This is a genomic window from Roseomonas sp. HF4, assembly GCF_005222755.1.
In the GTDB taxonomy this organism is placed as follows: domain Bacteria; phylum Pseudomonadota; class Alphaproteobacteria; order Acetobacterales; family Acetobacteraceae; genus Neoroseomonas.
Window position 1 is genome coordinate 1 of record NZ_STGD01000014.1, and the last position, 23,807, is coordinate 23,807.

A 23,807-nucleotide genomic window follows, 5' to 3' on the forward strand; every position below is an offset into this window, starting at 1 on the left:
CGTGAGTGGTCCATGGCCAAGGCCCAGTTCGCCGTCCTGTTCGGCGAACGCTTCACCAAAGCCATGGCCTGACCGTGTCGTTCAACCGACCGGCCACACACGGAATTCCTGACAGTCCCCGCTCAAGCCCAACCCCGACAGATCGAGGCCGACGAGTGAGGTCAAGCGCGACAACCCGTCGAGCCGGCCCGTGATCATATTAACACCAAAACTTGGGCCAATCAGCTCTGCAAGCCGCGACATTCTTCCAAGTCGAAGCACTTGGAGGTGATCGAGCGCCAACAACTCCGCCGGCAGGTCGGTCAGTCCTAGATCCCGCAGATTCAGAGTACCGGTCTTCTCCGCCGCCTCCCGCGAGATCCGTTCCCGCGCGGTAGCCATTCCATCTGTCTCGGCCATCCCGGCATCGTATCATCTGCCCTCGCGCCTCCCAACTTCCCACTTGCAAAGGCCCTTCGGCCTTTGCCGGGGAGGTCCGGAGGGGCGGCGCCCCTCCGCCCCGCCCTGAATCATCTTGAGAAAAAGAAAAAATTCCTATATCCTGCCCGGTCCTGATCCCTGCTCCGGACCGCCCGCCATGCCCCGCCCGATCACCCCCCACCCCTTCCGCCCCCTGACCGACGCGGAATACGCCCTCCTCGCCCGTCACCTCCCGCCCGAGGCCGGGCGTCCCGGCCGTCCGGCGCAGGATCGGCGCCGGACCTTGGATGCCATCTTTTGGGTCGCCTGTGGCCGGTCGCATTGGAAGGACCTGCCGGAGGCGTATGGCCGTCCCTACAGCGCGTCCCGTGCCTTGCGGCGCTGGTCGCGGAGTGGGCATCTCGACCTGTTGCTCACGGAGGTGGCCGGGCGCGGGCGGGCGGATCGGGTGTGGCAGGCCTTGGCCTGGCGTGTGGCGCGGGCCTGGCGGCGGGTGTCGCGCCTGGCGTCCTTGTCGCGCATCCTGCTGGCGCGGCGCCTGGGTGTGCTGGAGGCCTTGCCGGCGGCGCCGCAGCACCTGCCGGACCCGGATTTGTCCAATGCGCTCCAGGCGCGCATCCGATGTGCGCTGATGGACGTGCACAACCAGCCGGCGGACCTGTTCGCGGCGCTGGCGCGCCTGATCGGCCGAGCCGGTGGCGGCCTCCGGCATTGGCGCCAACGCTGATGCCGTGCACCAGGTATCGGTTTCCAAAGGCCTTTCGGCCTTTGGCGGGTCCAGGGTGGAACCCTGGCCTGGGAGGTTTGGAGGGGCGGAGCCCCTCCAAGCGAAGGCGTGGTTTGGAGGGGCGGAGCCCCTCCACGAATCCGCGTGGCGTGGCGGCGCGCCCCCCTGGACAAGCCCGTGCAACCCCGCTACACGCCCGCCCTCGCCGACCGGCCGGGGGTTCGTCCCTCGGCCTTCGGCGTTTCAGGGAACGCGGGAGATCCTTCGGGGTCGCATGCACCGCGGGCCTCTGGCAACAGCAGAGGACTGCCACAGTGGCGAAGAAGATCGCAGGCTACATCAAGCTGCAGATCCCGGCCGGGAAGGCCAATCCGTCCCCGCCGGTCGGGCCCGCGCTCGGTCAGCGTGGCCTGAACATCATGCAGTTCGTGAAGGAATTCAACGCGGCGACGCAGCAGATGGAGCCCGGCACGCCGACGCCGGTCGTCATCACCGCGTATACCGACCGCACCTTCTCCTTCATCACCAAGACGCCGCCGAACACGTATTTCCTGCTCAAGGCCGCGAAGCTCGAGAAGGGCTCGACTGCGCCGGGCAAGGGTGCCGCGATCGGCCGCGTGACGAAGTCGCAGCTTGTCGAGATCGCGAAGACCAAGATGGTGCACATGAACGCGAACGACGTGGACGCGGCCGTGCGGATGCTCGCGGGGTCCGCGCGCTCCATGGGCCTCACCGTGGTGGAGGGCTGAGCCATGGCGAAGCAGGGCAAGCGCCTGAAGGCCGTCTACGCCGGTTTCGACCGCGAGAAGACCTATGCGCTGGATGAGGCGGTGAAGCTCGCGAAGACGGCCGCGAAGGCGAAGTTCGACGAGACGATCGAGATCTCGATGAACCTCGGCATCGACCCGCGCCATGCGGACCAGATGGTGCGTGGCGTGGTGGGGCTGCCGCATGGAACGGGCAAGACCGTGCGTGTCGGCGTCTTCGCGCGTGGTGCCAAGGCCGAGGAGGCGCTGGCCGCCGGTGCCGACGTGGTGGGCGCCGACGACCTGGCCGCGCTGGTGCAGGACGGCAAGATCGAGTTCGACCGCTGCATCGCGACGCCGGACATGATGGCGCTGGTGGGCCGCCTCGGTAAGGTGCTGGGCCCGCGCGGCCTGATGCCGAACCCGAAGCTCGGCACCGTGACCATGGACGTGAAGGGTGCGGTGACCGCGGCCAAGGCCGGCCAGGTGGAATTCCGCGCCGAGAAGGCGGGCATCGTGCATGCCGGCATCGGCAAGGCGTCCTTCGGCGATGATGCGCTGCTGGCCAATGCGCGCGCCTTCGTGGATGCGATCCAGCGCGCGCGGCCGGCCGGGGCGAAGGGGACCTACGTGAAGAAGGTCGCCGTGTCCTCGACCATGGGCCCGGGCGTGCGTGTGGATGTGGCCAGCCTTTCGGCTTCGGCCTGATGAGATACGCCCGTCCCCTCCGGGGTCGGGCGGGCAGGGCAGGGGCTGCGGCCTTTTGTCCGATACCTGTCGGAGACTTCCTGCGGCCCTTCGGGGCCTTGATTCGGCCAAGGCCGGGCAGGGATGAGACGGTATGCCACGGTGATGTCGCCCTGGGATGCGTCCCGGGACGGCTTGGCTTGGTGTTCCGGACTGACAGGCGAACCGGGGTGCGCGGCATGGTGCCGGGCGCCCCCGTGTGGACTGGCCGGTGCCCTTCCAGAAGGCATCTGCCACCGACGGAGACGTGGAGTGGACCGTACGGAGAAGCGTGAGTTCGTCGCTTCGCTGGCGACCGTCTTCGCAGAGACCTCCTTCGTGCTCGTGGCCCAGAACAAGGGGCTGACGGTCGCGGATGTGAGCGAACTGCGTCGCCGGATGCGCGCGGCGGGTGCGACGTACAAGGTCGCGAAGAACCGCCTGGCCACCCTCGCCCTCGAAGGCACCCGTTTCGACGGCGTCAAGCCGCTGCTGAAGGGTCCGACCGCGCTCGCGTGGTCGACGGATCCGGTGGCGGTGGCGAAGACCGCGGTCGAGTTCGCCAAGACGAACGACAAGTTCGTTGTCCTGGGCGGTGCGCTCGGTACCCAGACCCTCGATGCCACCGGCATCAAGGCGTTGGCCGAGCTTCCGTCCCTGGAGACGCTGCGGGCGCAGCTGGTTGGTCTGATCCAGACCCCGGCGACGCGCATCGCAGGCATTCTCCAGGCCCCTGGTGGGCAGGTGGCGCGGGTCCTGGCGGCATACGCCAAGAAGGACGAGGCGCAGGCGGCCTGAGGGCCGGAACCCGTTTCCCCCGGATTCGTTTCGCCGGCAGGTTGAAAACCCGGCGCCGGGGGAGTTGCAGAACCCAAGTCAAGCCATTAGATCGAGGAGCACACAGACATGGCCGATCTCGCGAAGCTGGTGGACGAGCTGTCGTCCCTGACCGTCCTGGAGGCTGCCGAGCTCTCCAAGATGCTCGAGGAGAAGTGGGGCGTCTCCGCCGCCGCGCCGGTGGCGGTTGCCGCCGCGCCGGCCGCCGCGGCTGCCGCCCCGGCCGCCGAGGCGCAGACCGAGTTCACCGTGATCCTTGCCGCCGCCGGCGACAAGAAGATCAACGTTATCAAGGAGATCCGCACCATCACCGGCCTGGGCCTGAAGGAAGCCAAGGACCTGGTCGAGGGCGCGCCGAAGACCGTCAAGGAAGGCGTGTCCAAGGATGAGGCGGATAAGATGAAGAAGGTGCTGGAAGAGAACGGCGCCAAGGTCGAGATCAAGTGATCTCGACCCTCGTCCCGGTCCGGCGACGGGCTGGGATGGGGGACAAGTTCGGACGGGTGCGGGTGGGGTTGCCGGATGGGTCCGGCAACGCCGCCCGTTCCTGCGTTGCCTGACCGAGGCAGCGCGAAAAGTCCCCGCCGGCCGGGGTGTTCGGGCCGGAGCAGATAGGGAAGCAGGACAGGCATGAACGCTATCACGAAGTCGTTCACGGGGCGCAAGCGGATCCGCAAGAGCTTCGGGCGCCTGCCCGAAGTCGCGCCGATGCCGAACCTCATCGACGTGCAGCGCGCCTCCTACGAGGCCTTCCTGCAGATGGAGACGGGCCCGGACAGCCGGACGCACACCGGCCTGCAGGAGGTGTTCAAGTCCGTCTTCCCGATCGACGATTTCGCCGGCCGCGGCCGGCTCGAATTCGTGCAGTACGAGCTCGAGGAGCCGAAGTACGACGTCGAGGAATGCATCCAGCGCGGCCTGACCTTCGCCGCGCCGCTCAAGGTGCGGCTCCGCCTGATCGTGTGGGACGTGGACGAGGACACGGGCAGCCGCTCCGTCCGCGACATCAAGGAGCAGGATGTCTACATGGGCGACATGCCGCTCATGACGGACAACGGCACCTTCATCATCAACGGCACCGAGCGCGTCATCGTCTCGCAGATGCACCGCAGCCCGGGCGTGTTCTTCGACCACGACAAGGGCAAGACCCACAGCAGCGGCAAGTACCTGTTCGCCGCGCGCGTCATTCCCTATCGCGGCTCGTGGCTCGACTTCGAATTCGACGCCAAGGACATCTGCTACGTCCGCATCGACCGCAAGCGCAAGCTGCCCACCACGACGCTGCTGTTGGCCCTTGACGGCCTGCGCACCGAGGCGCTGCGCGAGCAGGCCGCGACCGCGGGGCGTGACCTCGAGGCCAGCGAGATCCGCGGCATGGACGCCGAGGAGATCCTGAATGCCTTCTACGGCCAGGTCGTGTTCTCGCGCGGGCCGAAGGGCTGGTCGCGCGCCTTCGACCCCGAGGCCTTCCGCGGCGTCAAGCTGATCGACCCCCTGGTGGACGCCCGGACCGGCCTCGTCGTGGCCGAGAAGGACGCCAAGCTGACCCCGCGCACGGCGCGCAAGATCGCCGAGGCCGGCACGACCGAGGTGCTGGTCGGCCGCGCCGACCTGCTCGGCCGCTTCGTGGCCGAGGACCTGGTGGACCTCGCGACCGGCGAGATCTGGGCCGAGGCCGGCGACGAGCTGACCGAGCCGAAGCTCGCCGCGATCGAGGCCGCCGGGCTCGATCGCCTGCCGACGCTGGCCATCGACCAGTCGGTCGGCCCCTGGATCCGCAACACGCTCGCGGTGGACAAGAACACCAACCGCGACGAGGCGCTGATGGACATCTACCGGGTCATGCGCCCGGGCGAGCCGCCGACGCCGGAGACCGCGGAAGCGCTGTTCAAGGGCCTGTTCTTCGATCCCGAGCGCTACGACCTCTCGGCCGTCGGGCGCGTCAAGATGAATATGCGGCTCGGCTTCTCGATCGACGAGGTGCCGGACCACGTCCGCACGCTGCGCAAGCACGACATAGTCTCGACGCTGCGCGTGCTGCTCGACCTCAAGGACGGGCGCGGGCAGATCGACGACATCGACAACCTCGGCAACCGGCGCGTGCGCTCGGTCGGTGAGCTGATGGAGAACCAGTATCGCGTCGGCCTGCTGCGCATGGAGCGCGCGATCAAGGAGCGCATGGGGTCGGTCGACATCGACACCGTCATGCCGCACGACCTGATCAACGCGAAGCCGGCGGCGGCGGCGGTGCGCGAGTTCTTCGGCAGCAGCCAGCTGTCGCAGTTCATGGACCAGACAAACCCGCTGTCCGAGGTGACGCACAAGCGTCGCCTGTCGGCGCTTGGCCCGGGCGGCCTGACGCGCGAGCGCGCAGGCTTCGAGGTGCGCGACGTGCACCCGACCCATTACGGCCGCATCTGCCCGATCGAGACGCCCGAAGGCCCGAACATCGGCCTGATCAACAGCCTCGCGACCTTCGCCAAGGTGAACAAGTACGGCTTCATCGAGACGCCGTACCGCCTGGTCAAGGACGGCCGCATAGTGGGCCAGCCGCGCTACCTCTCGGCGATGGAGGAGGAGCGCCTGGTCGTGGCGCAGGCCGATGCCGAGGTGGACGCCGAGACCGGCGAGTTCCGCTCCGAGCTGGTCAGCGTGCGCCAGGGCGGTGACTTCCGCCTGGTGAAGCCCGAGGAAGTGACGGCGATCGACGTCTCGCCGAAGCAGCTGGTCTCGGTGGCGGCGGCGCTCATCCCGTTCCTCGAGAACGACGACGCCAACCGCGCGCTGATGGGCTCGAACATGCAGCGCCAGGCGGTGCCGCTGATCCGCGCGGACGCGCCGCTGGTCGGCACCGGCATGGAGGCGGCGGTCGCGCGCGACAGCGGCGCGACCATCGTCGCGCGCCGCGACGGCGTGGTGGACAGCATCGACGGCGCCCGCATCGTGGTGCGCGCGACCGGCGACGACGGCACGACGCGCGGCGTCGACATCTACCGGCTGCGCAAGTTCATGCGGTCGAACCAGTCGACCTGCATCAACCAGCGGCCGCTGGTGCGCGTGGGCGACAAGGTGATCGGCGGCGACATCATCGCCGACGGGCCGTCGACCGAACTCGGCGAACTGGCGCTGGGCCGCAACGTGCTCGTCGCCTTCATGCCGTGGAACGGCTACAACTTCGAGGACAGCATCCTCATCAGCGAGCGCATCGCGAAGGATGACGTGTTCACCTCGATCCACATCGAGGAATTCGAGGTGATGGCCCGCGACACGAAGCTGGGCCAGGAGGAGATCACCCGAGACATCCCGAACGTCGGCGAGGAGGCGCTGCGCAACCTCGACGAGGCCGGCATCGTCTACATCGGCGCCGAGGTGAACCCGGGCGACATCCTGGTCGGCAAGGTGACGCCCAAGGGCGAGAGCCCGATGACGCCCGAGGAGAAGCTGCTCCGCGCCATCTTCGGCGAGAAGGCGTCGGACGTGCGCGACACTTCGCTGAAGCTTCCCCCCGGCGTGTCGGGCACCATCGTCGACGTGCGCGTCTTCTCCCGCCGCGGCGTGGACAAGGACGAGCGCGCCCAGGCGATCGAGCGCGCCGAGATCGAGCGGCTGGCCAAGGACCGCGACGACGAGAAGGCGATCCAGGAGCGGTCCTTCTACGGCCGGCTGCGCGAGCGGCTGCTGAACAAGAAGGCGTCTGGCGGCTTCAAGGGTGTCAAGGCCGGCACCGTCATCACCGACGAGGTGCTGGACCAGTTCGCCCGCGCGACCTGGCGGCAGATCGGCGTGTCGGACGACGCGTCGATGGCCGAGATCGAGGCGCTGAAGCGCGAGTTCGACGCCGCCGTCGAGCGCCTGCAGAAGCGCTTCGAGAGCAAGGTCGAGAAGCTGCAGCGCGGCGACGAGCTGCCGCCCGGCGTGATGAAGATGGTCAAGGTCTTCGTGGCCGTGAAGCGCAAGCTGCAGCCCGGCGACAAGATGGCCGGCCGGCACGGCAACAAGGGCGTCGTGTCCCGCGTCGTGCCGATCGAGGACATGCCGTTCCTCGAGGATGGCAGCCATGTCGATCTCGTGCTGAACCCGCTCGGCGTGCCGTCGCGCATGAACGTGGGGCAGATCCTCGAGACGCATCTCGGCTGGGCCTGCGCGAGCCTTGGCAAGCAGGTCGGCGAGATGGTGGAGGAATACCGCCATCGCGGCGCCCGGCGCAGCGAGCTCGAGGCGAAGCTCAAGGATGTCTATGGCGACGAGATCTTCGACCGCGACATCGCGCCCATGAGCGACGAGCAGCTGGTCGAACTGGGCGAGAACCTGAAGAAGGGCATCCCCATCGCGACGCCGGTCTTCGATGGTGCGCGCATGGCGGACATCGAGGGCATGCTGACGAAGGCGGGCCTCGATACCTCCGGCCAGGTCTGGCTGCATGACGGCCGCACGGGCGAGAAGTTCGAGCGCAAGGTGACCGTCGGCTACATCTACATGCTGAAGCTGCACCACCTGGTGGACGACAAGATCCACGCGCGCTCGATCGGCCCCTATTCGCTGGTCACGCAGCAGCCGCTCGGCGGCAAGGCGCAGTTCGGCGGCCAGCGCTTCGGCGAGATGGAGGTCTGGGCGCTGGAAGCCTACGGCGCCGCCTACACCCTGCAGGAGATGCTGACGGTGAAGTCGGACGACGTCTCGGGCCGCACCAAGGTCTACGAGGCGATCGTGCGCGACCAGGACAATTTCGAGGCGGGCATCCCGGAATCCTTCAACGTGCTGGTGAAGGAGCTGAAGTCGCTCGGCCTCAATGTCGACCTGGAGAGCCGCCCGACGTGATGCGTCGGCGCCCTCCGCTTCCTTTCGAAACGCTCAGCCGCCGCGGAGCCTCCGCGGCGGCGGCCTCATCCACGAGGACCGCATGAACGAGCTGATGAAGATCCTGGGCCAGACCGGCCAGGCGATGACCTTCGACCAGATCAAGATCACGATCGCTTCCCCCGAGCAGATCCGGTCCTGGTCCTACGGCGAGATCAAGAAGCCCGAGACCATCAACTACCGCACCTTCAAGCCGGAGAGGGACGGGCTGTTCTGCGCGCGCATCTTCGGTCCGATCAAGGACTACGAGTGCCTGTGCGGCAAGTACAAGCGGATGAAGTTCCGCGGCATCATCTGCGAGAAGTGCGGCGTCGAGGTGACGCTGGCCAAGGTGCGCCGTGAGCGGATGGGCCATATCGAACTGGCCTCCCCGGTCGCGCACATCTGGTTCCTGAAGTCGCTGCCCTCGCGCGTTGGCCTGATGGTCGACATGTCGCTGAAGGAGCTCGAGAAGGTCCTCTACTTCGAGAACTACGTGGTGCTCGAGCCGGGCCTGACGGACCTCAAGCTGCATCAGCTGCTGAACGAGGACCAGTACCAGCAGAAGATGGACGAGTTCGGCGAGGACGCCTTCAGCGTCGGCATCGGCGCCGAGGCGGTGAAGCAGATGCTGGGCGGCATCGACCTGCAGGCCGAGGGCGTGAAGCTGCGCGCCGACCTGAAGGAGACGACGTCGGAGGCCAAGCGCAAGAAGCTGGTCAAGCGGCTCAAGCTGATCGAGAGCTTCGGCGAATCGGGCGCGCATCCGCAGTGGATGATCCTCGACGTCGTGCCGGTCATCCCGCCCGAGCTGCGCCCGCTGGTGCCGCTGGACGGCGGCCGCTTCGCGACGTCGGACCTCAACGACCTCTATCGCCGGGTCATCAACCGTAACAATCGCCTCAAGCGCCTGATCGAGTTGCGCGCGCCGGACATCATCGTGCGCAACGAGAAGCGCATGCTGCAGGAATCGGTCGACGCCCTGTTCGACAACGGCCGCCGCGGCCGCGCGATCACGGGCGCCAACAAGCGCCCGCTGAAGTCGCTCTCCGACATGCTGAAGGGCAAGCAGGGCCGGTTCCGGCAGAACCTGCTCGGCAAGCGTGTGGACTATTCGGGTCGTTCGGTGATCGTCGTCGGGCCGGAGCTCAAGCTGCACCAGTGCGGGCTGCCCAAGAAGATGGCGCTCGAGCTGTTCAAGCCGTTCATTTACTCGAAGCTCGAGAAGTACGGCCACGCCACCACCATCAAGGCCGCGAAGCGGATGGTGGAGAAGGAGCGTCCCGAGGTGTGGGACATCCTCGAGGAGGTGATCCGCGAGCACCCGGTGTTCCTGAACCGGGCACCGACGCTGCACCGCCTGGGCATCCAGGCCTTCGAGCCGGTGCTGATCGAGGGCAAGGCGATCCAGCTGCACCCGCTGGTCTGCACCGCGTTCAACGCGGACTTCGACGGCGACCAGATGGCGGTGCACGTGCCGCTGTCGCTGGAAGCGCAGCTCGAGGCGCGCGTGCTGATGATGTCGACGAACAACATTCTCAGCCCCGCGAACGGCAAGCCCATCATCGTGCCGTCGCAGGACATCGTGCTCGGCCTCTATTACCTGACCCTCGAGACGCCGGAGTTCCTGGCGACCGAGGAGAAGGACACGCCTGCCTTCGCCGCCATGGGCGAGATCGAGCAGGCGCTGGAAGCGGGCGCGATCACGCTGCACAGCAAGATCCGCGCGCGTCGCAGGACCATGAACGCGGACGGCCAGGAGGTGACCGAGCGCGTGCTGACCACGGCGGGGCGCATGATGATCGGCGCGCTGCTGCCGCTGCATCCGCAGTTGCCATACAGCCTGGTCAACCGGATGCTGACCAAGAAGAACGTCTCCGACGTAATTGACGCGGTGTATCGCCACTGCGGCCAGAAGGAGAGCGTGATCTTCGCCGACCGCCTCATGGGCCTGGGCTTCAAGCAGGCCGCCAAGGCGGGCATCTCGTTCGGCAAGGACGACATGGTGGTGCCGGACACCAAGGTCGCGTCCATCGCCAAGACCAAGGACGAGGTTAAGGAGTTCGAGCAGCAGTACCTCGACGGCCTCATCACTGCCGGTGAGCGCTACAACAAGGTGGTCGACGCCTGGTCGCGCTGCACGGACGAGGTCGCCGGCGCGATGATGAAGGAGATCCAGAAGCAGGAGGTCGGCACGCCGACCAACTCCGTCTGGATGATGTCGCATTCCGGTGCGCGCGGCTCGCCCGCGCAGATGCGCCAGCTGGCCGGCATGCGCGGCCTGATGGCGAAGCCCTCGGGCGAGATCATCGAGCAGCCGATCATCGCCAACTTCAAGGAGGGCCTGTCGGTGCTGGAGTACTTCAACTCCACCCACGGCGCCCGCAAGGGCCTGGCCGACACCGCGCTGAAGACCGCCAACTCGGGCTACCTGACGCGGCGCCTGGTGGACGTGGCGCAGGACTGCATCATCGTCGAGCAGGATTGCGGCACCGAGCGCGGGCTGACGGTCGCGGCCGTGATGGACGGGGCTGAGGTCGTCTCCTCCCTGTCTGAGCGGATCCTCGGGCGCACCGCGCAGGAAGACGTGGCCGACCCGGCCACGGGGGAGATGATCGTTCGGCGCCTCGACCTGATCGACGAGGTGGCGGCCGAGCGCATCGAGCAGTCCGGCGTGGAGCAGGTGAAGATCCGCTCCGTGCTGACCTGCGACGCGCGCCAGGGCGTCTGCGGCCGCTGCTACGGCCGCGACCTCGCGCGCGGCACGCCGGTCAACATCGGCGAGGCGGTGGGCGTCATCGCCGCCCAGTCGATCGGCGAGCCGGGCACGCAGCTGACGATGCGCACCTTCCATATCGGCGGCGCGGCGCAGCGCGGTGCCGAGCAATCTGCGGTCGAGGCCTCGGGCGATGGCACCATCAAGGTGCTGAACCGCGTGGTGGTCGCGAACAGCCAGAACCATCCGATCGTGATGTCGCGCAACTGCGAGATCATCCTGATCGACGCGATGGGCCGGGAACGCGCGCGCCAGCGCGTGCCCTACGGCGCCCGCCTGCTGACCGAGGACGGCGCCGCGGTCACCCGCGGCCAGAAGCTGGCCGAGTGGGACCCCTTCACCCTGCCCATCATCACCGAGCGCGCGGGCAAGGTGGAGTTCTCGGACCTGATCGAGAACGTCACCCTGGTCGACCGCCAGGACGAGGTGACGGGCCTTTCGTTCAAGGAGGTCGTGGAATACAAGGCGCCAGGCAAGTCGGCCGACCTCCGCCCGCGCCTGATCCTGCGCGACGAGAAGAACAACGTCGTCAAGCGCGAGAATGGGACGGAGGCGATCTACTTCCTCACGCCCGGCACCATCCTTTCGATCGAGAACGGCGCGCCTGTCGCCGCCGGCGACGTGCTGGCACGCCTGCCGCGCGAATCGTCCAAGACCCGCGACATCACGGGCGGCCTGCCGCGCGTGGCGGAGCTGTTCGAGGCGCGGCGCCCGAAGGACCACGCGATCATCAGCGAGATCGACGGTCGCGTGGAATTCGGCAAGGACTACAAGGCCAAGCGCCGCATCCTGGTGGTGCCGGAGCAGGTCGGCGACGAAGCCCCCGTGGCGCGTGAATACCTCGTGCCCAAGGGCAAGCACGTCTCGGTGCAGGAAGGCGACTACGTGAAGCGCGGCGACCCGCTGGTCGACGGGCCGCGCGTGCCGCACGATATCCTGCGCGTCCTCGGCGTGGAGAAGCTGGCCGACTACCTGGTCGAGCAGATCCAGGAGGTCTACCGGCTGCAGGGCGTGAAGATCAACGACAAGCACATCGAGGTGATCGTCCGCCAGATGCTGCAGAAGGTGGAGATCACCGACCCCGGCGACACCACCTACCTGGTGGGCGAGCAGGTGGACCGCATCGAGTTCGAGATCGAGAACGAGAAGCGGGTCGCGGCCAAGGAGCGGCCCGCGGTGGCCGAGCCGGTGCTGCAGGGCATCACCAAGGCGTCGCTGCAGACGACCTCCTTCATCTCGGCCGCCTCCTTCCAGGAGACGACCCGGGTGCTGACGGAGGCCGCCACGGCGGGCAAGGTCGACTACCTGGCCGGCCTGAAGGAAAACGTGATCGTCGGGCGCCTGATCCCGGCGGGCACGGGGTCCGTGATGAACCGCCTGCGCGCCCTGGCCGCGCAGCGCGACAAGGGCCGCCTGCCGGCCGCTGCGGCCGCCCTGCCGGACGCCAGCGCGGCGGAATAGGCCGGCGCCACGTGCGCAATTCGGGGCCGCCTCCGGAAAGGGGCGGCCCTTTGCGTGAATCGAGGGTTCACGCGCTTGACTCATGCAGGGTGCGGGCGTAGATAGCCGCCCCTCGGCAGGGTTCCGGATACCGGCGCCCTGTCAGGTTTTGGTCCACAACGCTGCGCCGCCGGCGCCGCCCCGGATTACAGGGGCTGAGGCCGGCAGCACGACGGACGCCCGGACGGCGCGACTTCCCGCGCCTGCCGGGCTCATCCGTTTGGCGAAGCTGTACGGAATGGTCACGAAGGGGCGTCATGCCGACGATCAACCAGCTCATCGCCAAGGGGCGTGAGACGAAGCCGGCCCGGAACAAGGTTCCGGCGCTGAAGGGCAGCCCGCAGAAGCGCGGCGTCTGCACTCGCGTCTACACGACCACGCCGAAGAAGCCGAACTCGGCGCTTCGCAAGGTCGCCAAGGTGCGCCTGACGAACGGCTTCGAGGTCGTGAGCTACATCCCGGGCGAAGGCCACAACCTGCAGGAGCACTCGGTCGTGCTCATTCGCGGCGGCCGCGTGAAGGACCTTCCGGGCGTCCGCTACCACATCCTGCGCGGCGTGCTCGACACCCAGGGCATCGCCAAGCGTCGCCAGCGCCGTTCGCTGTACGGCGCGAAGCGGCCGAAGTGAGGGGCTGAGAGATGTCGCGTCGTCACCGCGCAGAGAAGCGCGAAGTCCTGCCGGATCCGAAGTTCGGCGATATCGTTCTGAGCCGTTTCATGAACGTGCTCATGTACGACGGCAAGAAGTCGACCGCCGAGCGAATCGTCTACGCTGCCATGGACACGCTGAAGAAGCGCAGCGGCCCGCAGGGTGATCCGCTGCGCCTGTTCCATGAGGCGATGGACAACGTGAAGCCGGCCGTCGAGGTCCGCAGCCGCCGCGTCGGCGGCGCGACCTACCAGGTGCCGGTCGAGGTCCGCCCCGAGCGGCGCCAGGCGCTGGCGATCCGGTGGCTGATCGAGAGCGCGCGCAAGCGCGGCGAGAACACGATGGAGGAGCGCCTCTCCGGCGAGCTGATGGACGCGGCGAACAACCGCGGTTCGGCCGTCAAGAAGCGCGAAGACACGCACCGGATGGCGGAGGCGAACAAGGCCTTCAGCCATTACCGCTGGTAACGAAACCCCCGATCGGGAACGACGAAGATGGCCAAGGCGAAATTCGAGCGTAACAAGCCGCACTGCAACATTGGTACGATCGGGCATGTGGACCATGGCAAGACGTCGCTGACGGCGGCGATCACCAAGGTTCTTGCCAAGTCGGGCGGTGCGTCGTTCACGGCGTACGACCAGATCGACAAGGCGCCGGAGGAGCGGGCTCGTGGCATCACGATCTCGACGGCGCATGTCGAGTACGAGACGGCGAACCGGCACTACGCGCATGTCGATTGCCCGGGCCATGCCGACTACGTGAAGAACATGATCACGGGTGCCGCGCAGATGGACGGCGCGATCCTGGTCGTGTCGGCGGCGGACGGTCCGATGCCGCAGACGCGCGAGCACATCCTGCTGGCGCGCCAGGTTGGCGTGCCTGCGCTGGTGGTGTTCCTGAACAAGTGCGACATGGCGGACCCCGACCTGCTGGAGCTGGTCGAGATGGAGGTGCGCGAGCTGCTGTCGTCCTACCAGTTCCCGGGCGACGACATCCCGATCATCAAGGGCTCGGCGCTGATGGCGCTGGAGGACAAGTCGCCTGAGCTTGGCGAGAACGCGATCCTGGAGCTGATGGCGGCGGTGGATGCGTACATCCCGCAGCCTGCGCGCGAGGTGGACAAGCCGTTCCTGATGCCGGTCGAGGACGTGTTCTCGATCTCGGGCCGCGGCACGGTGGTGACGGGCCGCGTCGAGCGCGGGATCATCAAGGTGGGCGAGGAGGTCGAGATCGTCGGCCTGAAGGCCACGGTGAAGACGGTCGTGACCGGCGTCGAGATGTTCCGCAAGCTGCTGGACCAGGGCCAGGCGGGCGACAACATCGGCGCGCTGCTGCGCGGCACGAAGCGCGAGGACGTGGAGCGCGGTCAGGTGCTGGCGGCGCCTGGTTCGATCAAGCCGCACAACAAGTTCAAGGCCGAGGCCTACGTGCTGACGAAGGAGGAGGGCGGTCGCCATACGCCGTTCTTCACGAACTATCGTCCGCAGTTCTACTTCCGCACGACGGACGTGACCGGCGTTGTCTCGCTGCCCGAGGGCGTCGAGATGGTGATGCCGGGCGACAACGTGTCGATGGACGTGGAGCTGATCGCGCCGATCGCGATGGATGAAGGCCTGCGCTTCGCGATCCGCGAAGGCGGACGGACCGTCGGCGCCGGCGTCGTCGCGAAGATCACGGCGTAACGGCAGGAGCGCGGGTCCCGTACCATGGACAACCAGAACATCCGCATCCGCCTCAAGGCGTTCGATCACCGCGTGCTCGACGGCAGCACGCGGGAGATCGTGAACACCGCGAAGCGGACCGGCGCGCGCGTGCGGGGCCCGATCCCTCTGCCGACGCATATCGAGCGGTTCACGGTGAACCGTTCCCCGCATGTGGACAAGAAGTCGCGTGAGCAGTTCGAAATCCGGACCCATCGCCGCCTTCTCGACATCGTCGACCCCACCCCGCAGACCGTGGACGCGCTGATGAAGCTCGACCTGGCCGCGGGCGTGGACGTCGAGATCAAGATCTGAGGACGACAGACATGGCCGCGAAGACGGGCCGGACGGGCCTGATCGCGAGGAAGCTGGGCATGTCCCGGCTGTTCAACGAGGACGGCTCGACCGTGCCCGTGACCCTCCTGCACGTGGACAACGTCCGCGTCGTTGCGACGCGCACGACGGAGAAGGACGGGTACGAGGCGGTGCAGCTCGGCATCGGCGCGGCGAAGCCCAAGAACGTCTCGAAGGCGAACAAGGGTCACTTCGCGAAGTCCGGGGTCGAGGCACCGACGAAGGTGGTCGAGTTCCGCGTCGGCAGCGACGCGGTGATCGAACCCGGCAAGGTGCTGAGCGCGGCGCATTTCGTGAAGGGCCAGAAGGTCGACGTGACGGGCGTCACGGTCGGCAAGGGCTTCGCGGGTGCCATGAAGCGCTGGAACTTCGCGGGTCTCGAGGCGTCGCACGGCGTCTCGGTCAGCCACCGGTCGCATGGTTCGACCGGCAACCGGCAGGACCCAGGCAAGACCTTCAAGAACAAGAAGATGGCGGGCCATCTCGGCGGCGAGCGCGTGACCACCCAGAACCTGGAAGTGGCGGGCGTCGATGCCGAGAAGGGGCTGCTGCTGATCAAGGGCGCGGTCCCGGGCTCCAAGGGCGGCTACGTGATGGTGCGCGACGCCGAGAAGCGCGCGCGCCATGCCGATGCGCCCTTCCCCGCGGCCGTGGCGTGAGCGAGGCGACGATGCAGATCAACGTCATCACCCTCGACAACGCCGCCGCCGGCGAGATCGAGCTGCCGGAAGCGGTGTTCGGCGCCGCGCCGCGCGCCGACATCATGGCGCGCGTCGTGCATTGGCAGCTCGCCAAGCGCCGCGCCGGCACCCACAAGGCCAAGGGCATGGGGGAGGTCTCCGGGACCACCAAGAAGCCCTACCGCCAGAAGGGCACGGGCAACGCCCGCCAGGGCTCGCTCCGCGCGCCGCAGTACCGCAAGGGCGGCGTGGTGCATGGCCCGGTCGTGCGCGACCACGGCTACTGCCTGAACAAGAAGGTGCGCCGGCTCGGGCTCATCTCGGCGCTGTCGATGAAGGCCGCCGAGGGCAAGCTCGTGGTGCTCGAGGACGCTGTGCTGCCGGCGGACGCCAAGACCGGCGCGATGGCCGCGAAGGTCAAGGCGCTCGGCTGGAAGAGCGTGCTGGTGGTCGATGCCGCGGCGGACGAGAACTTCGCCCGCGTGGTGCGCAACCTGCCGAAGGTGCAGGTGCTGCCGACCATCGGCGCCAATGTCTACGACATCCTGAACCACGACGTGCTCGCTGTGACGCGGGCCGGCGTGGAAGCGCTGAAGGAGCGGCTGGCATGAGCGACGCGCCCAAGGCGAAGCGCCCGGTGATCGGCCGTGAGCGCATGTACCAGACCATCCTGTCGCCGCTGGTGACGGAGAAGGCGACGCTGAACAGCGAGCGCGGCCAGGTCACCTTCAAGGTGGCCCCCGACGCGACGAAGCCGCAGATCAAGGCGGCGGTCGAAGGGTTGTTCGGCGTCAAGGTCCTCGGCGTCAACACGATCGTCGTCAAGGGCAAGTCGAAGCGGTTCAAGAACCGGCCGGGCCAGCGCTCGGACTGGAAGAAGGCGATGGTGCGCCTGGCCGAGGGCCAGAGCATCGACCTCACCACGGGGCTCGCGTAAGCCATGGCGTTGAAGAACTTCAACCCGGTCACGCCCTCCCTGCGCGGGACGATCCTGATCGATCGCTCCGGGCTCTGGAAGGGCGCGCCGGTCAAGGGCCTGACCGAGGGCAAGCATGCCTCGGGCGGGCGCAACCAGCACGGTCGCATCACGGTGCGGTTCCGCGGCGGCGGACACAAGCGGTCCTACCGGCTCGTGGATTTCAAGCGTCGCACCAAGTTCGGCGTGCCGGGCCTGGTCGAGCGCCTGGAATACGATCCGAACCGCACGGCCTTCATCGCGCTGGTGAAGTACGAGGATGGGGAGCTGTCCTATATCCTCGCGCCGCAGCGCCTGAAGGTGGGCGACACGGTGGTTGCGGACGAGCGCGCGGACATCAAGCCGGGCAACGCGATGCCGATGGCGGCGATCCCGGTCGGCACGATCATCCACAACATCGAGATCAAGCCCGGCGCGGGCGGCAAGCTCGTGCGCTCGGCCGGCACCTTCGCGCAGCTGGTCGGCAAGGATGGCGGCTACGCGCAGGTGAAGCTGCAGTCCGGCGAGCTGCGCCGCATCCGGTCCGAGTGCATGGCCTCCATCGGTGCGGTGTCCAACCCGGACAACAGCAACCAGGAACTGGGCAAGGCCGGCCGCAGCCGCTGGCTGGGGCGCAAGCCGCACAACCGCGGCGTGACGATGAACCCGATCGACCACCCGCATGGTGGTGGTGAGGGCCGGACCTCCGGTGGCCGTCATCCCGTGACGCCCTGGGGCAAGCCGACCAAGGGCGCCAAGACCCGCAACAACAAGCGGACCGACGGGCTCATCGTCCGCCGCCGCAACGCGACGAAGGGCTGATCGCGATGGCGCGCAGCGTATGGAAGGGGCCGTTCGTGGACGGCTACCTGCTGGCCAAGGCGGACAAGGCACGGGAATCGACGCGGAACGAGATCATCAAGATCTGGTCGCGCCGCTCGACGATCCTGCCGCAGTTCGTGGGCCTGACCTTCGGCGTCTACAACGGCAAGAAGTTCCTGCCGGTGCAGGTGACGGAGAACATGGTGGGCCACAAGTTCGGCGAGTTCTCGCCAACGCGGACCTTCACCGGCCATGCGTCGGACAAGAAGGCGAAGCGGGGCTGATCCGATGAGCAAGCCGAAGCATCCCCGGGGTCTCGACGACCACGAGGCGCAGGCCGTGACGTGGAACATCCGCGTCTCGCCGCGCAAGCTGAACCTGGTCGCCGCGCTGATCCGCGGCAAGAAGGCGCAGGACGCGGTCGCGCAGCTGACCTTCTCCAAGCGCCGCATCGCGGTGACGGTGAAGAAGACGCTGGAATCCGCGATCGCCAACGCCGAGAACAACCACAGCCTCGACGTCGACCGCCTGGTCGTCTCGAAGGCCGAGGTCGGCCGCGCGATGGTGATGAAGCGCTTCCATGCGCGCGGCCGCGGCCGCGCGTCGACGGTCGAGAAGTGGTTCAGCCACCTCAAGATCGTGGTGGCGGAACAGCAGCTGGCCGCCGCGGCCGAGCAGGAGGCCGCGTAACATGGGGCAGAAGGTCAATCCGATCGGGCTTCGGCTCGGCATCAACCGGACCTGGGACAGCCGCTGGTTCGCGGGCAACGACTACGCGAAGCTGCTGCACGAGGATTTCCGCCTGCGCGAGACGCTGCAGAAGCGCCTCAAGGGCGCCGGCGTGTCGCGCATCGTGATTGAGCGTCCGGCCAAGAAGCCGCGCGTGACGATCCACGCGGCGCGGCCGGGTGTCGTGATCGGCAAGAAGGGCGCCGACATCGAGGTGCTGCGCAAGGACCTCGCGAAGATGGCGAACGCCGAGGTGGCGCTCAATATCGTCGAGATCCGCAAGCCCGAGATCGAGGCGATGCTGGTCGCCGAGAGCATCGCGCAGCAGCTCGAGCGCCGCGTGGCCTTCCGCCGCGCGATGAAGCGCGCCGTGCAGTCCGCCATGCGCCTCGGCGCGGGCGGGATCCGCATCAACTGCTCGGGCCGCCTGGGCGGGGCCGAGATCGCGCGCATGGAGTGGTATCGCGAGGGCCGCGTGCCCCTGCACACCCTGCGCGCCGATATCGACTACGGCACGGCGACCGCGAAGACCACCTATGGCACCTGCGGTGTGAAGGTGTGGATCTTCAAGGGCGAGATCATGGCGCATGACCCGATGGCGCAAGACAAGCGCGCCGCCGAGCAGGCGCCGCAGCGCTGAAGGTGATGGACGATGCTGCAACCTAAGCGCACCAAGTTCCGAAAGGCCCACAAGGGTCGCATCCACGGCCTGGCGAAGGGCGGCTTCACGCTGTCCTTCGGCGGCTTCGGCCTCAAGGCCCTCGAGCCGGAGCGCGTCACCGCGCGCCAGATCGAGGCCGCGCGCCGTGCGATCACCCGCGCCATGAAGCGCCAGGGCCGCGTCTGGATCCGCATCTTCCCGGATGTGCCGGTCTCGACCAAGCCCGCGGAAGTCCGCATGGGGTCCGGCAAGGGCGCGCCCGAATACTGGGTGTGCCGCGTGAAGCCGGGCCGCGTCATGTTCGAGATCGACGGCGTCCCGCCCGAGACGGCGCGCGAGGCGCTGACCCTCGGCGCGGCGAAGCTGCCGATCAAGACAAAGTTCGTCACCCGCCTGGGTGCGGAGGCCTGAGATGCCTGCGACCAAGATCGGCGATGTCCGCGCGAAGTCCGCGGACGAGCTATCCACCATGCTGCTCGACCTGCGCAAGGAGCAGTTCAACCTGCGTTTCCAGCGCGCGACCGGCCAGCTTGAGGCGCTTTCGCGCATCAAGCAGGTCCGCCGCGACATCGCGCGGGTGAAGACCATCATCGGGGAGCGTGCGCGCGCTTCCGCCACCAAGGCCTGAGAGGAGACCGACGGCCATGCCGAAGCGCGTCCTCACCGGGCGGGTCACCAGCGACAAGACGGACAAGACCATCACGGTCCTGGTCGAGCGTCGCGTGATGCATCCGCTCTACAAGAAGTTCATCCGGCGCTCGAAGAAGTACGCCGCGCATGACGACGCCAACCTTTGCAAGGAAGGCGACGTGGTGCAGATCGAGGAATGCCGCCCGATCAGCAAGTCGAAGTCCTGGGTGGTGATCGAGCGCAACGGCGCCTCGGTGGACCGTCCGGCCTTCCTCGGCGCAGCGGAGGCCTGATCGATGATCCAGGTCGAATCCAACCTCGAAGTCGCCGACAATTCCGGTGCGCGGCGTGTCCAGTGCATCAAGGTGCTGGGCGGGTCGAAGCGCAAGACCGCGGGCGTGGGCGACATCATCGTCGTCTCCGTCAAGGAAGCGATTCCGCGCGGCAAGGTGAAGAAAGGGACCGTGGAGCGCGCCGTGATCGTGCGCACCGCCTATCCGGTGCGTCGCCAGGACGGCACGGTGATCCGCTTCGACCGCAATGCGGCCGTGCTGATCAACAAGCAGAACGAGCCGATCGGCACCCGCATCTTCGGACCGGTGGTGCGCGAGCTGCGCGCCAAGAAGTTCATGAAGATCATCTCCCTGGCGCCGGAGGTGCTGTGATGGCCGCCAAGATCAGGAAGGGCGACCGCGTCCAGGTCCTCACGGGCAAGGACAAGGGCCGCCAGGGCGAGGTGATCCGGGTGATGCCGGATGCGGGCCGTGCGCTCGTGCAGGGCATCAACCTGATGAAGAAGCACCAGAAGCCGCAGGGCATGGGCAAGCCGGGCGGCATCCAGGAGATCGAGGCGTCGGTCGACCTCTCGAACCTGGCGCTGCTGGACCCCAAGTCCGGCAAGCCGACGCGCGTCGGCTTCAAGGTGCTGGAAGACGGCAAGAAGGTCCGGGTGGCGAAGGCCTCCGGCGAAGTGATCGACGCATGACCGACGTGAAGGAACAGCCGCGCATGCGGCGGCGCTACGAGGAGGAGGTGCGTCGCGCCCTCTCCGAGGAGTTCGGGTACAAGAACCCGATGGAAGTGCCGAAGCTCCAGAAGATCGTCATCAACATGGGCGTGGGCGAAGCCGCCGCGGACCAGAAGAAGCTCGACTCGGCCGTGGCCGAGTTGACGGCGATCGCCGGGCAGAAGCCGGTCAAGACGAAGGCCAAGAAGGCGATCGCGGGCTTCAAGATCCGCGAGGGCATGGCGATTGGCACGAAGGTGACGCTGCGCCAGACGCGGATGTACGAGTTCCTCGACCGGCTCGTGACGATCGCCCTGCCGCGCGTGCGCGACTTCCGTGGGTTGCCGGGGAACAAGGGCTTCGACGGGCGCGGGAATTTCTCCCTCGGCCTCAAGGAGCAGATCGTGTTCCCCGAGATCAACTACGACAAGGTGGACGCGATCCGCGGCATGGACATCGTCTTTGTCACGACGGCGAAGACCGACAAGGAAGCGAAGGCCCTGCTCAAGGCTTTCGACCTTCCGTTCCAGAACTGATTTTTGGAAAACCGCCGGGGGCAACCCCGGCAGGTTCCGGAGGACCTAGACGGCATGGCCAAGACCTCGTCTGTCGAGAAGAATAAGCGTCGTGAGAGGCTGTCGAAGCTTCACGCGCCGAAGCGCGCCGCCCTGAAGGCCGTGGTCATGGACCGCGACCTGCCGGTGGAGGAGCGCTTCGAGGCGACGCTCAGGCTCGCACAGCTTCCCCGCAACGGCGCCAAGATCCGCGTGCGCCTGCGCTGCGAAGTGACCGGGCGCCCCCGCGGCAACTACCGCAAGTTCAAGCTCTGCCGGAACCAGTTCCGGGAGCTGGCCTCGAAGGGCCAGATCCCGGGCGTGGTCAAGGCGAGCTGGTAAGGAAGGACCGGCCATGTCGATGTCCGATCCGCTGGGTGACATGCTCACCCGCATCCGCAACGCCCAGTCGGCGCGCCAGTCGCGCTGCAAGGCGCCGGCGTCCCGCCTGCGGGAGAACGTGCTCGAGGCGCTGAAGCGCGAGGGCTACATCCGCGCCTGGCGCACCGAGGAAGTGCGCCCCGGCGTGCGCTTCATCGATATCGAGCTGAAGTACTCGGAGGGCGAGCCTGCCATCAAGGAGATCACCCGCATCTCCAAGCCCGGCCGGCGCGTCTATTCCAAGATCGCGGAGCTGCCCAAGGTCTACAACGGCCTCGGCACCTCCATCCTCTCCACGCCGCGCGGCGTGATGAGCGAGAACGAGGCCCGCGCCGCCAATGTCGGCGGCGAAGTCCTCTGCCGCGTGTTCTGACGGGAGGCTGGAAGCACATGTCTCGCGTTGGTAAGTATCCGGTGCCGGTGCCGTCGGGCGTCACGCTCGCCATGGCGGGCCGCACCATCACGGCCAAGGGCCGGCTCGGCGAGCTGAAGCTCGACCTGACGGACGACGTGGATGTCGAGATCCGGGCGAACGAGGTCGCCGTGTCGCCCCGCCGCACGGACCGCCGCGCGCGGACCATGTGGGGGACGACGCGCAGCCTGATCAACTCGATGGTGACCGGCGTCTCCGCCGGCTTCACGAAGTCGATGGAGATCAACGGCACGGGCTACCGTGCCGCGGTGCAGGGCTCCGACCTGGTGCTCAACCTCGGCTACAGCCACGAGATCCGCTACGCGATCCCGCAGGGGATCAAGATCACCTGCGAGAAGCCGACCGCCGTGAAGGTGGAGGGCATCGACAAGCGCCAGGTGGGCCAGGTGGCGGCCGAGATCCGCGGCTATCGCGGCCCCGAGCCCTACAAGGGCAAGGGCGTCAAGTACGAGAACGAGCAGATCCTCCGGAAGGAGGGTAAGAAGAAGTAATGACCAGCAAGCTCGACCTCGAGGCGCGGCGCCGCCGCCGCCTCCGCTTCCAGCTCCGGCAGAAGTCCGGCGGGCGCCTGCGCCTGTCGGTGTTCCGCTCGGGCAAGCACATCTACGCGCAGGTCATCGACGACAAGGCGGGCCGCACCCTGGCCGCGGCCTCGTCGCTCGAGAAGCCGATGCGCGAAGGCCTGAAGACCGGCGCCGACAAGGACGCCGCGGCGGCGGTCGGCAAGCTCGTGGCCGAACGCGCGATCGCGGCCGGGGTGACGGAAGTCGTCTTCGACCGCGGACCCTATCTCTATCACGGGCGCGTCAAGGCGCTCGCGGACGGCGCCCGCGAGGGCGGGCTGTCGTTCTGAGAGGCTGACAGACATGGCATATGCACCGAGGTCCGGCGGCGAGGGTGGTGGCGAGGGCGGGCGCGAGCGCCGCGGCCGCCGTCGCGACAGCAACGAGAACCGCCAGGACCGTCAGGATGGCGACGAGCTGAAGGACAAGCTCGTCACGATCAACCGCGTCGCCAAGGTGGTGAAGGGCGGCCGTCGCTTCTCCTTCGCCGCGCTGGTTGTCGTGGGCGACGAGAAGGGCCGCGTCGGCTGGGGCGCAGGCAAGGCGCGCGAGGTGCCGGAGGCGATCCGCAAGGCGACGGAGCGTGCCAAGCGCACGATGATCCGCGTGCCGATGCGCGAGGGCCGCACCCTGCACCACGACGTGATCGGCGAATACGGCGCCGGGCGGGTCGTGCTGCGCGCGGCGCCGGCCGGTACCGGCATCATCGCCGGCGGCCCGATGCGCGCGGTGTTCGAGACGCTCGGCATGGGCGACGTGGTCGCCAAGTGCCTGGGCAGCGCGAACCCGCACAACATGGTGAAGGCCACCTTCGCGGCGCTCGGCCGCTGCACGAGCCCGCGCGCGGTCGCCGCGCGGCGCGGCAAGAAGGTCGCCGACATCCTCGGCCAGAAAAAGGACGCCCCCGAGGCGACGGAGGCCACCAGTGTCTGATCCGCAGAAGAAGACCGTGAAGGTGACCCAGCTCGGGTCCCCGATCGGCCGCAAGCCGGGGCAGAAGGAGACGCTGATCGGGCTCGGCCTGAACAAGCGTCACCGGAGCCGTGAACTCGAGGACACGCCGGCCGTGCGCGGCATGATCCGCAAGGTGGCCCACCTCGTGAAGGTGGAGGGCTGACGCC

31 protein-coding genes and 1 pseudogene are annotated in these 23,807 nt (G+C 67.7%); 31 read left to right on the forward strand and 1 reads right to left on the reverse strand.

Annotated elements, in window-relative coordinates:
- Nucleotides 1-81 precede the first annotated feature (81 nt).
- Nucleotides 82-399: a hypothetical protein gene (locus E8M80_RS19320; protein ID WP_137127367.1), complete on the reverse strand. Its 318-nt coding sequence runs from the start codon at nt 397-399 to the stop codon at nt 82-84.
- A 178-nt stretch (nt 400-577) separates the two neighbouring features.
- Here E8M80_RS19320 and E8M80_RS27060 point away from each other — a divergent pair.
- From E8M80_RS27060 to rpmD, 31 genes and pseudogenes are all read left to right on the forward strand, one after another.
- A pseudogene (locus E8M80_RS27060) lies at nt 578-817 on the forward strand (transposase); the annotation flags it as partial.
- 12 nt (nt 818-829) lie between these two features.
- The gene (locus tag E8M80_RS26720; protein ID WP_240790128.1) at nt 830-1,147 is read left to right on the forward strand and encodes a hypothetical protein; all 318 of its coding nucleotides are present in this window, start codon (nt 830-832) and stop codon (nt 1,145-1,147) included.
- Nucleotides 1,148-1,461: 314 nt separating this feature from the next.
- Nucleotides 1,462-1,896 (forward strand): 50S ribosomal protein L11, encoded by a 435-nt coding sequence (gene rplK, locus E8M80_RS19330; protein WP_137127369.1) that lies wholly within the window; start codon nt 1,462-1,464, stop codon nt 1,894-1,896.
- Nucleotides 1,897-1,899: 3 nt separating this feature from the next.
- Nucleotides 1,900-2,601: a 50S ribosomal protein L1 gene (gene rplA / locus E8M80_RS19335; RefSeq protein ID WP_137127370.1), complete on the forward strand. Its 702-nt coding sequence runs from the start codon at nt 1,900-1,902 to the stop codon at nt 2,599-2,601.
- Between the two features lie 291 nt (nt 2,602-2,892).
- Nucleotides 2,893-3,417, forward strand: coding sequence for a 50S ribosomal protein L10 (gene rplJ / locus E8M80_RS19340; protein ID WP_137127371.1), 525 nt, complete (start codon nt 2,893-2,895; stop codon nt 3,415-3,417).
- 108 nt (nt 3,418-3,525) lie between these two features.
- Nucleotides 3,526-3,903: a 50S ribosomal protein L7/L12 gene (gene rplL, locus E8M80_RS19345; RefSeq protein WP_137127372.1), complete on the forward strand. Its 378-nt coding sequence runs from the start codon at nt 3,526-3,528 to the stop codon at nt 3,901-3,903.
- Between the two features lie 183 nt (nt 3,904-4,086).
- Nucleotides 4,087-8,274, forward strand: coding sequence for a DNA-directed RNA polymerase subunit beta (rpoB, locus tag E8M80_RS19350; RefSeq protein WP_137127373.1), 4,188 nt, complete (start codon nt 4,087-4,089; stop codon nt 8,272-8,274).
- Nucleotides 8,275-8,356: 82 nt separating this feature from the next.
- Nucleotides 8,357-12,529: a DNA-directed RNA polymerase subunit beta' gene (gene rpoC, locus E8M80_RS19355; RefSeq protein ID WP_137127374.1), complete on the forward strand. Its 4,173-nt coding sequence runs from the start codon at nt 8,357-8,359 to the stop codon at nt 12,527-12,529.
- A 296-nt stretch (nt 12,530-12,825) separates the two neighbouring features.
- Nucleotides 12,826-13,197, forward strand: coding sequence for a 30S ribosomal protein S12 (gene rpsL, locus E8M80_RS19360; RefSeq protein ID WP_137127375.1), 372 nt, complete (start codon nt 12,826-12,828; stop codon nt 13,195-13,197).
- An 11-nt stretch (nt 13,198-13,208) separates the two neighbouring features.
- Nucleotides 13,209-13,685, forward strand: a complete 477-nt coding sequence (gene rpsG, locus E8M80_RS19365; RefSeq protein ID WP_137127376.1) for a 30S ribosomal protein S7 — start codon at nt 13,209-13,211, stop codon at nt 13,683-13,685.
- Between the two features lie 27 nt (nt 13,686-13,712).
- Nucleotides 13,713-14,900 (forward strand): elongation factor Tu, encoded by a 1,188-nt coding sequence (gene tuf / locus E8M80_RS19370; RefSeq protein ID WP_137127377.1) that lies wholly within the window; start codon nt 13,713-13,715, stop codon nt 14,898-14,900.
- A 24-nt stretch (nt 14,901-14,924) separates the two neighbouring features.
- Nucleotides 14,925-15,233 (forward strand): 30S ribosomal protein S10, encoded by a 309-nt coding sequence (gene rpsJ, locus E8M80_RS19375; protein ID WP_137127378.1) that lies wholly within the window; start codon nt 14,925-14,927, stop codon nt 15,231-15,233.
- An 11-nt stretch (nt 15,234-15,244) separates the two neighbouring features.
- Nucleotides 15,245-15,931 carry a 50S ribosomal protein L3 gene (rplC, locus tag E8M80_RS19380; RefSeq protein WP_137127379.1) on the forward strand — a complete coding sequence of 229 codons (687 nt, stop codon included), beginning with the start codon at nt 15,245-15,247 and terminating at the stop codon, nt 15,929-15,931.
- An 11-nt stretch (nt 15,932-15,942) separates the two neighbouring features.
- Nucleotides 15,943-16,563: a 50S ribosomal protein L4 gene (rplD, locus tag E8M80_RS19385; RefSeq protein WP_137127515.1), complete on the forward strand. Its 621-nt coding sequence runs from the start codon at nt 15,943-15,945 to the stop codon at nt 16,561-16,563.
- A gap of 29 nt (nt 16,564-16,592) precedes the next feature.
- Complete coding sequence (locus E8M80_RS19390) at nt 16,593-16,889, forward strand: 50S ribosomal protein L23 (RefSeq protein WP_170979526.1); 297 nt, start codon at nt 16,593-16,595, stop codon at nt 16,887-16,889.
- 3 nt (nt 16,890-16,892) lie between these two features.
- Nucleotides 16,893-17,729 (forward strand): 50S ribosomal protein L2, encoded by an 837-nt coding sequence (gene rplB / locus E8M80_RS19395; RefSeq protein WP_137127381.1) that lies wholly within the window; start codon nt 16,893-16,895, stop codon nt 17,727-17,729.
- A 5-nt stretch (nt 17,730-17,734) separates the two neighbouring features.
- Nucleotides 17,735-18,013: a 30S ribosomal protein S19 gene (gene rpsS / locus E8M80_RS19400; protein ID WP_137127382.1), complete on the forward strand. Its 279-nt coding sequence runs from the start codon at nt 17,735-17,737 to the stop codon at nt 18,011-18,013.
- A gap of 4 nt (nt 18,014-18,017) precedes the next feature.
- A complete protein-coding gene (gene rplV / locus E8M80_RS19405; protein WP_137127383.1) occupies nt 18,018-18,419 on the forward strand; it encodes a 50S ribosomal protein L22 in 402 nt (133 codons plus the stop codon).
- A 1-nt stretch (nt 18,420) separates the two neighbouring features.
- Nucleotides 18,421-19,098, forward strand: a complete 678-nt coding sequence (gene rpsC, locus E8M80_RS19410) for a 30S ribosomal protein S3 (protein ID WP_137127384.1) — start codon at nt 18,421-18,423, stop codon at nt 19,096-19,098.
- 12 nt (nt 19,099-19,110) lie between these two features.
- Nucleotides 19,111-19,530, forward strand: a complete 420-nt coding sequence (gene rplP / locus E8M80_RS19415; RefSeq protein WP_137127385.1) for a 50S ribosomal protein L16 — start codon at nt 19,111-19,113, stop codon at nt 19,528-19,530.
- 1 nt (nt 19,531) lies between these two features.
- The gene (rpmC, locus tag E8M80_RS19420) at nt 19,532-19,747 is read left to right on the forward strand and encodes a 50S ribosomal protein L29 (RefSeq protein ID WP_137127386.1); all 216 of its coding nucleotides are present in this window, start codon (nt 19,532-19,534) and stop codon (nt 19,745-19,747) included.
- 16 nt (nt 19,748-19,763) lie between these two features.
- Nucleotides 19,764-20,042, forward strand: a complete 279-nt coding sequence (gene rpsQ, locus E8M80_RS19425; RefSeq protein ID WP_137127387.1) for a 30S ribosomal protein S17 — start codon at nt 19,764-19,766, stop codon at nt 20,040-20,042.
- 3 nt (nt 20,043-20,045) lie between these two features.
- Complete coding sequence (rplN, locus tag E8M80_RS19430; RefSeq protein ID WP_137127388.1) at nt 20,046-20,414, forward strand: 50S ribosomal protein L14; 369 nt, start codon at nt 20,046-20,048, stop codon at nt 20,412-20,414.
- Nucleotides 20,414-20,734 (forward strand): 50S ribosomal protein L24, encoded by a 321-nt coding sequence (gene rplX / locus E8M80_RS19435; RefSeq protein WP_137127389.1) that lies wholly within the window; start codon nt 20,414-20,416, stop codon nt 20,732-20,734. Before rplN ends, rplX begins: the two co-directional genes overlap by 1 nt.
- Nucleotides 20,731-21,291, forward strand: a complete 561-nt coding sequence (gene rplE / locus E8M80_RS19440; RefSeq protein WP_137127390.1) for a 50S ribosomal protein L5 — start codon at nt 20,731-20,733, stop codon at nt 21,289-21,291. Before rplX ends, rplE begins: the two co-directional genes overlap by 4 nt.
- Nucleotides 21,292-21,345: 54 nt before the next feature.
- Entirely contained in the window at nt 21,346-21,651 is a 306-nt protein-coding gene (gene rpsN / locus E8M80_RS19445) for a 30S ribosomal protein S14 (RefSeq protein ID WP_137127391.1), read from the forward strand.
- A gap of 13 nt (nt 21,652-21,664) precedes the next feature.
- On the forward strand, nt 21,665-22,063 hold the full coding sequence (rpsH, locus tag E8M80_RS19450) for a 30S ribosomal protein S8 (protein WP_137127392.1): 399 nt from the start codon (nt 21,665-21,667) through the stop codon (nt 22,061-22,063).
- Nucleotides 22,064-22,080: 17 nt separating this feature from the next.
- Nucleotides 22,081-22,614 carry a 50S ribosomal protein L6 gene (rplF, locus tag E8M80_RS19455; RefSeq protein ID WP_137127393.1) on the forward strand — a complete coding sequence of 178 codons (534 nt, stop codon included), beginning with the start codon at nt 22,081-22,083 and terminating at the stop codon, nt 22,612-22,614.
- Complete coding sequence (gene rplR / locus E8M80_RS19460) at nt 22,614-22,976, forward strand: 50S ribosomal protein L18 (RefSeq protein ID WP_137127394.1); 363 nt, start codon at nt 22,614-22,616, stop codon at nt 22,974-22,976. Before rplF ends, rplR begins: the two co-directional genes overlap by 1 nt.
- A 13-nt stretch (nt 22,977-22,989) precedes the next feature.
- The gene (gene rpsE, locus E8M80_RS19465; protein ID WP_137127395.1) at nt 22,990-23,619 is read left to right on the forward strand and encodes a 30S ribosomal protein S5; all 630 of its coding nucleotides are present in this window, start codon (nt 22,990-22,992) and stop codon (nt 23,617-23,619) included.
- Entirely contained in the window at nt 23,612-23,803 is a 192-nt protein-coding gene (gene rpmD, locus E8M80_RS19470; protein ID WP_137127396.1) for a 50S ribosomal protein L30, read from the forward strand. Before rpsE ends, rpmD begins: the two co-directional genes overlap by 8 nt.
- Nucleotides 23,804-23,807: the final 4 nt, after the last annotated feature.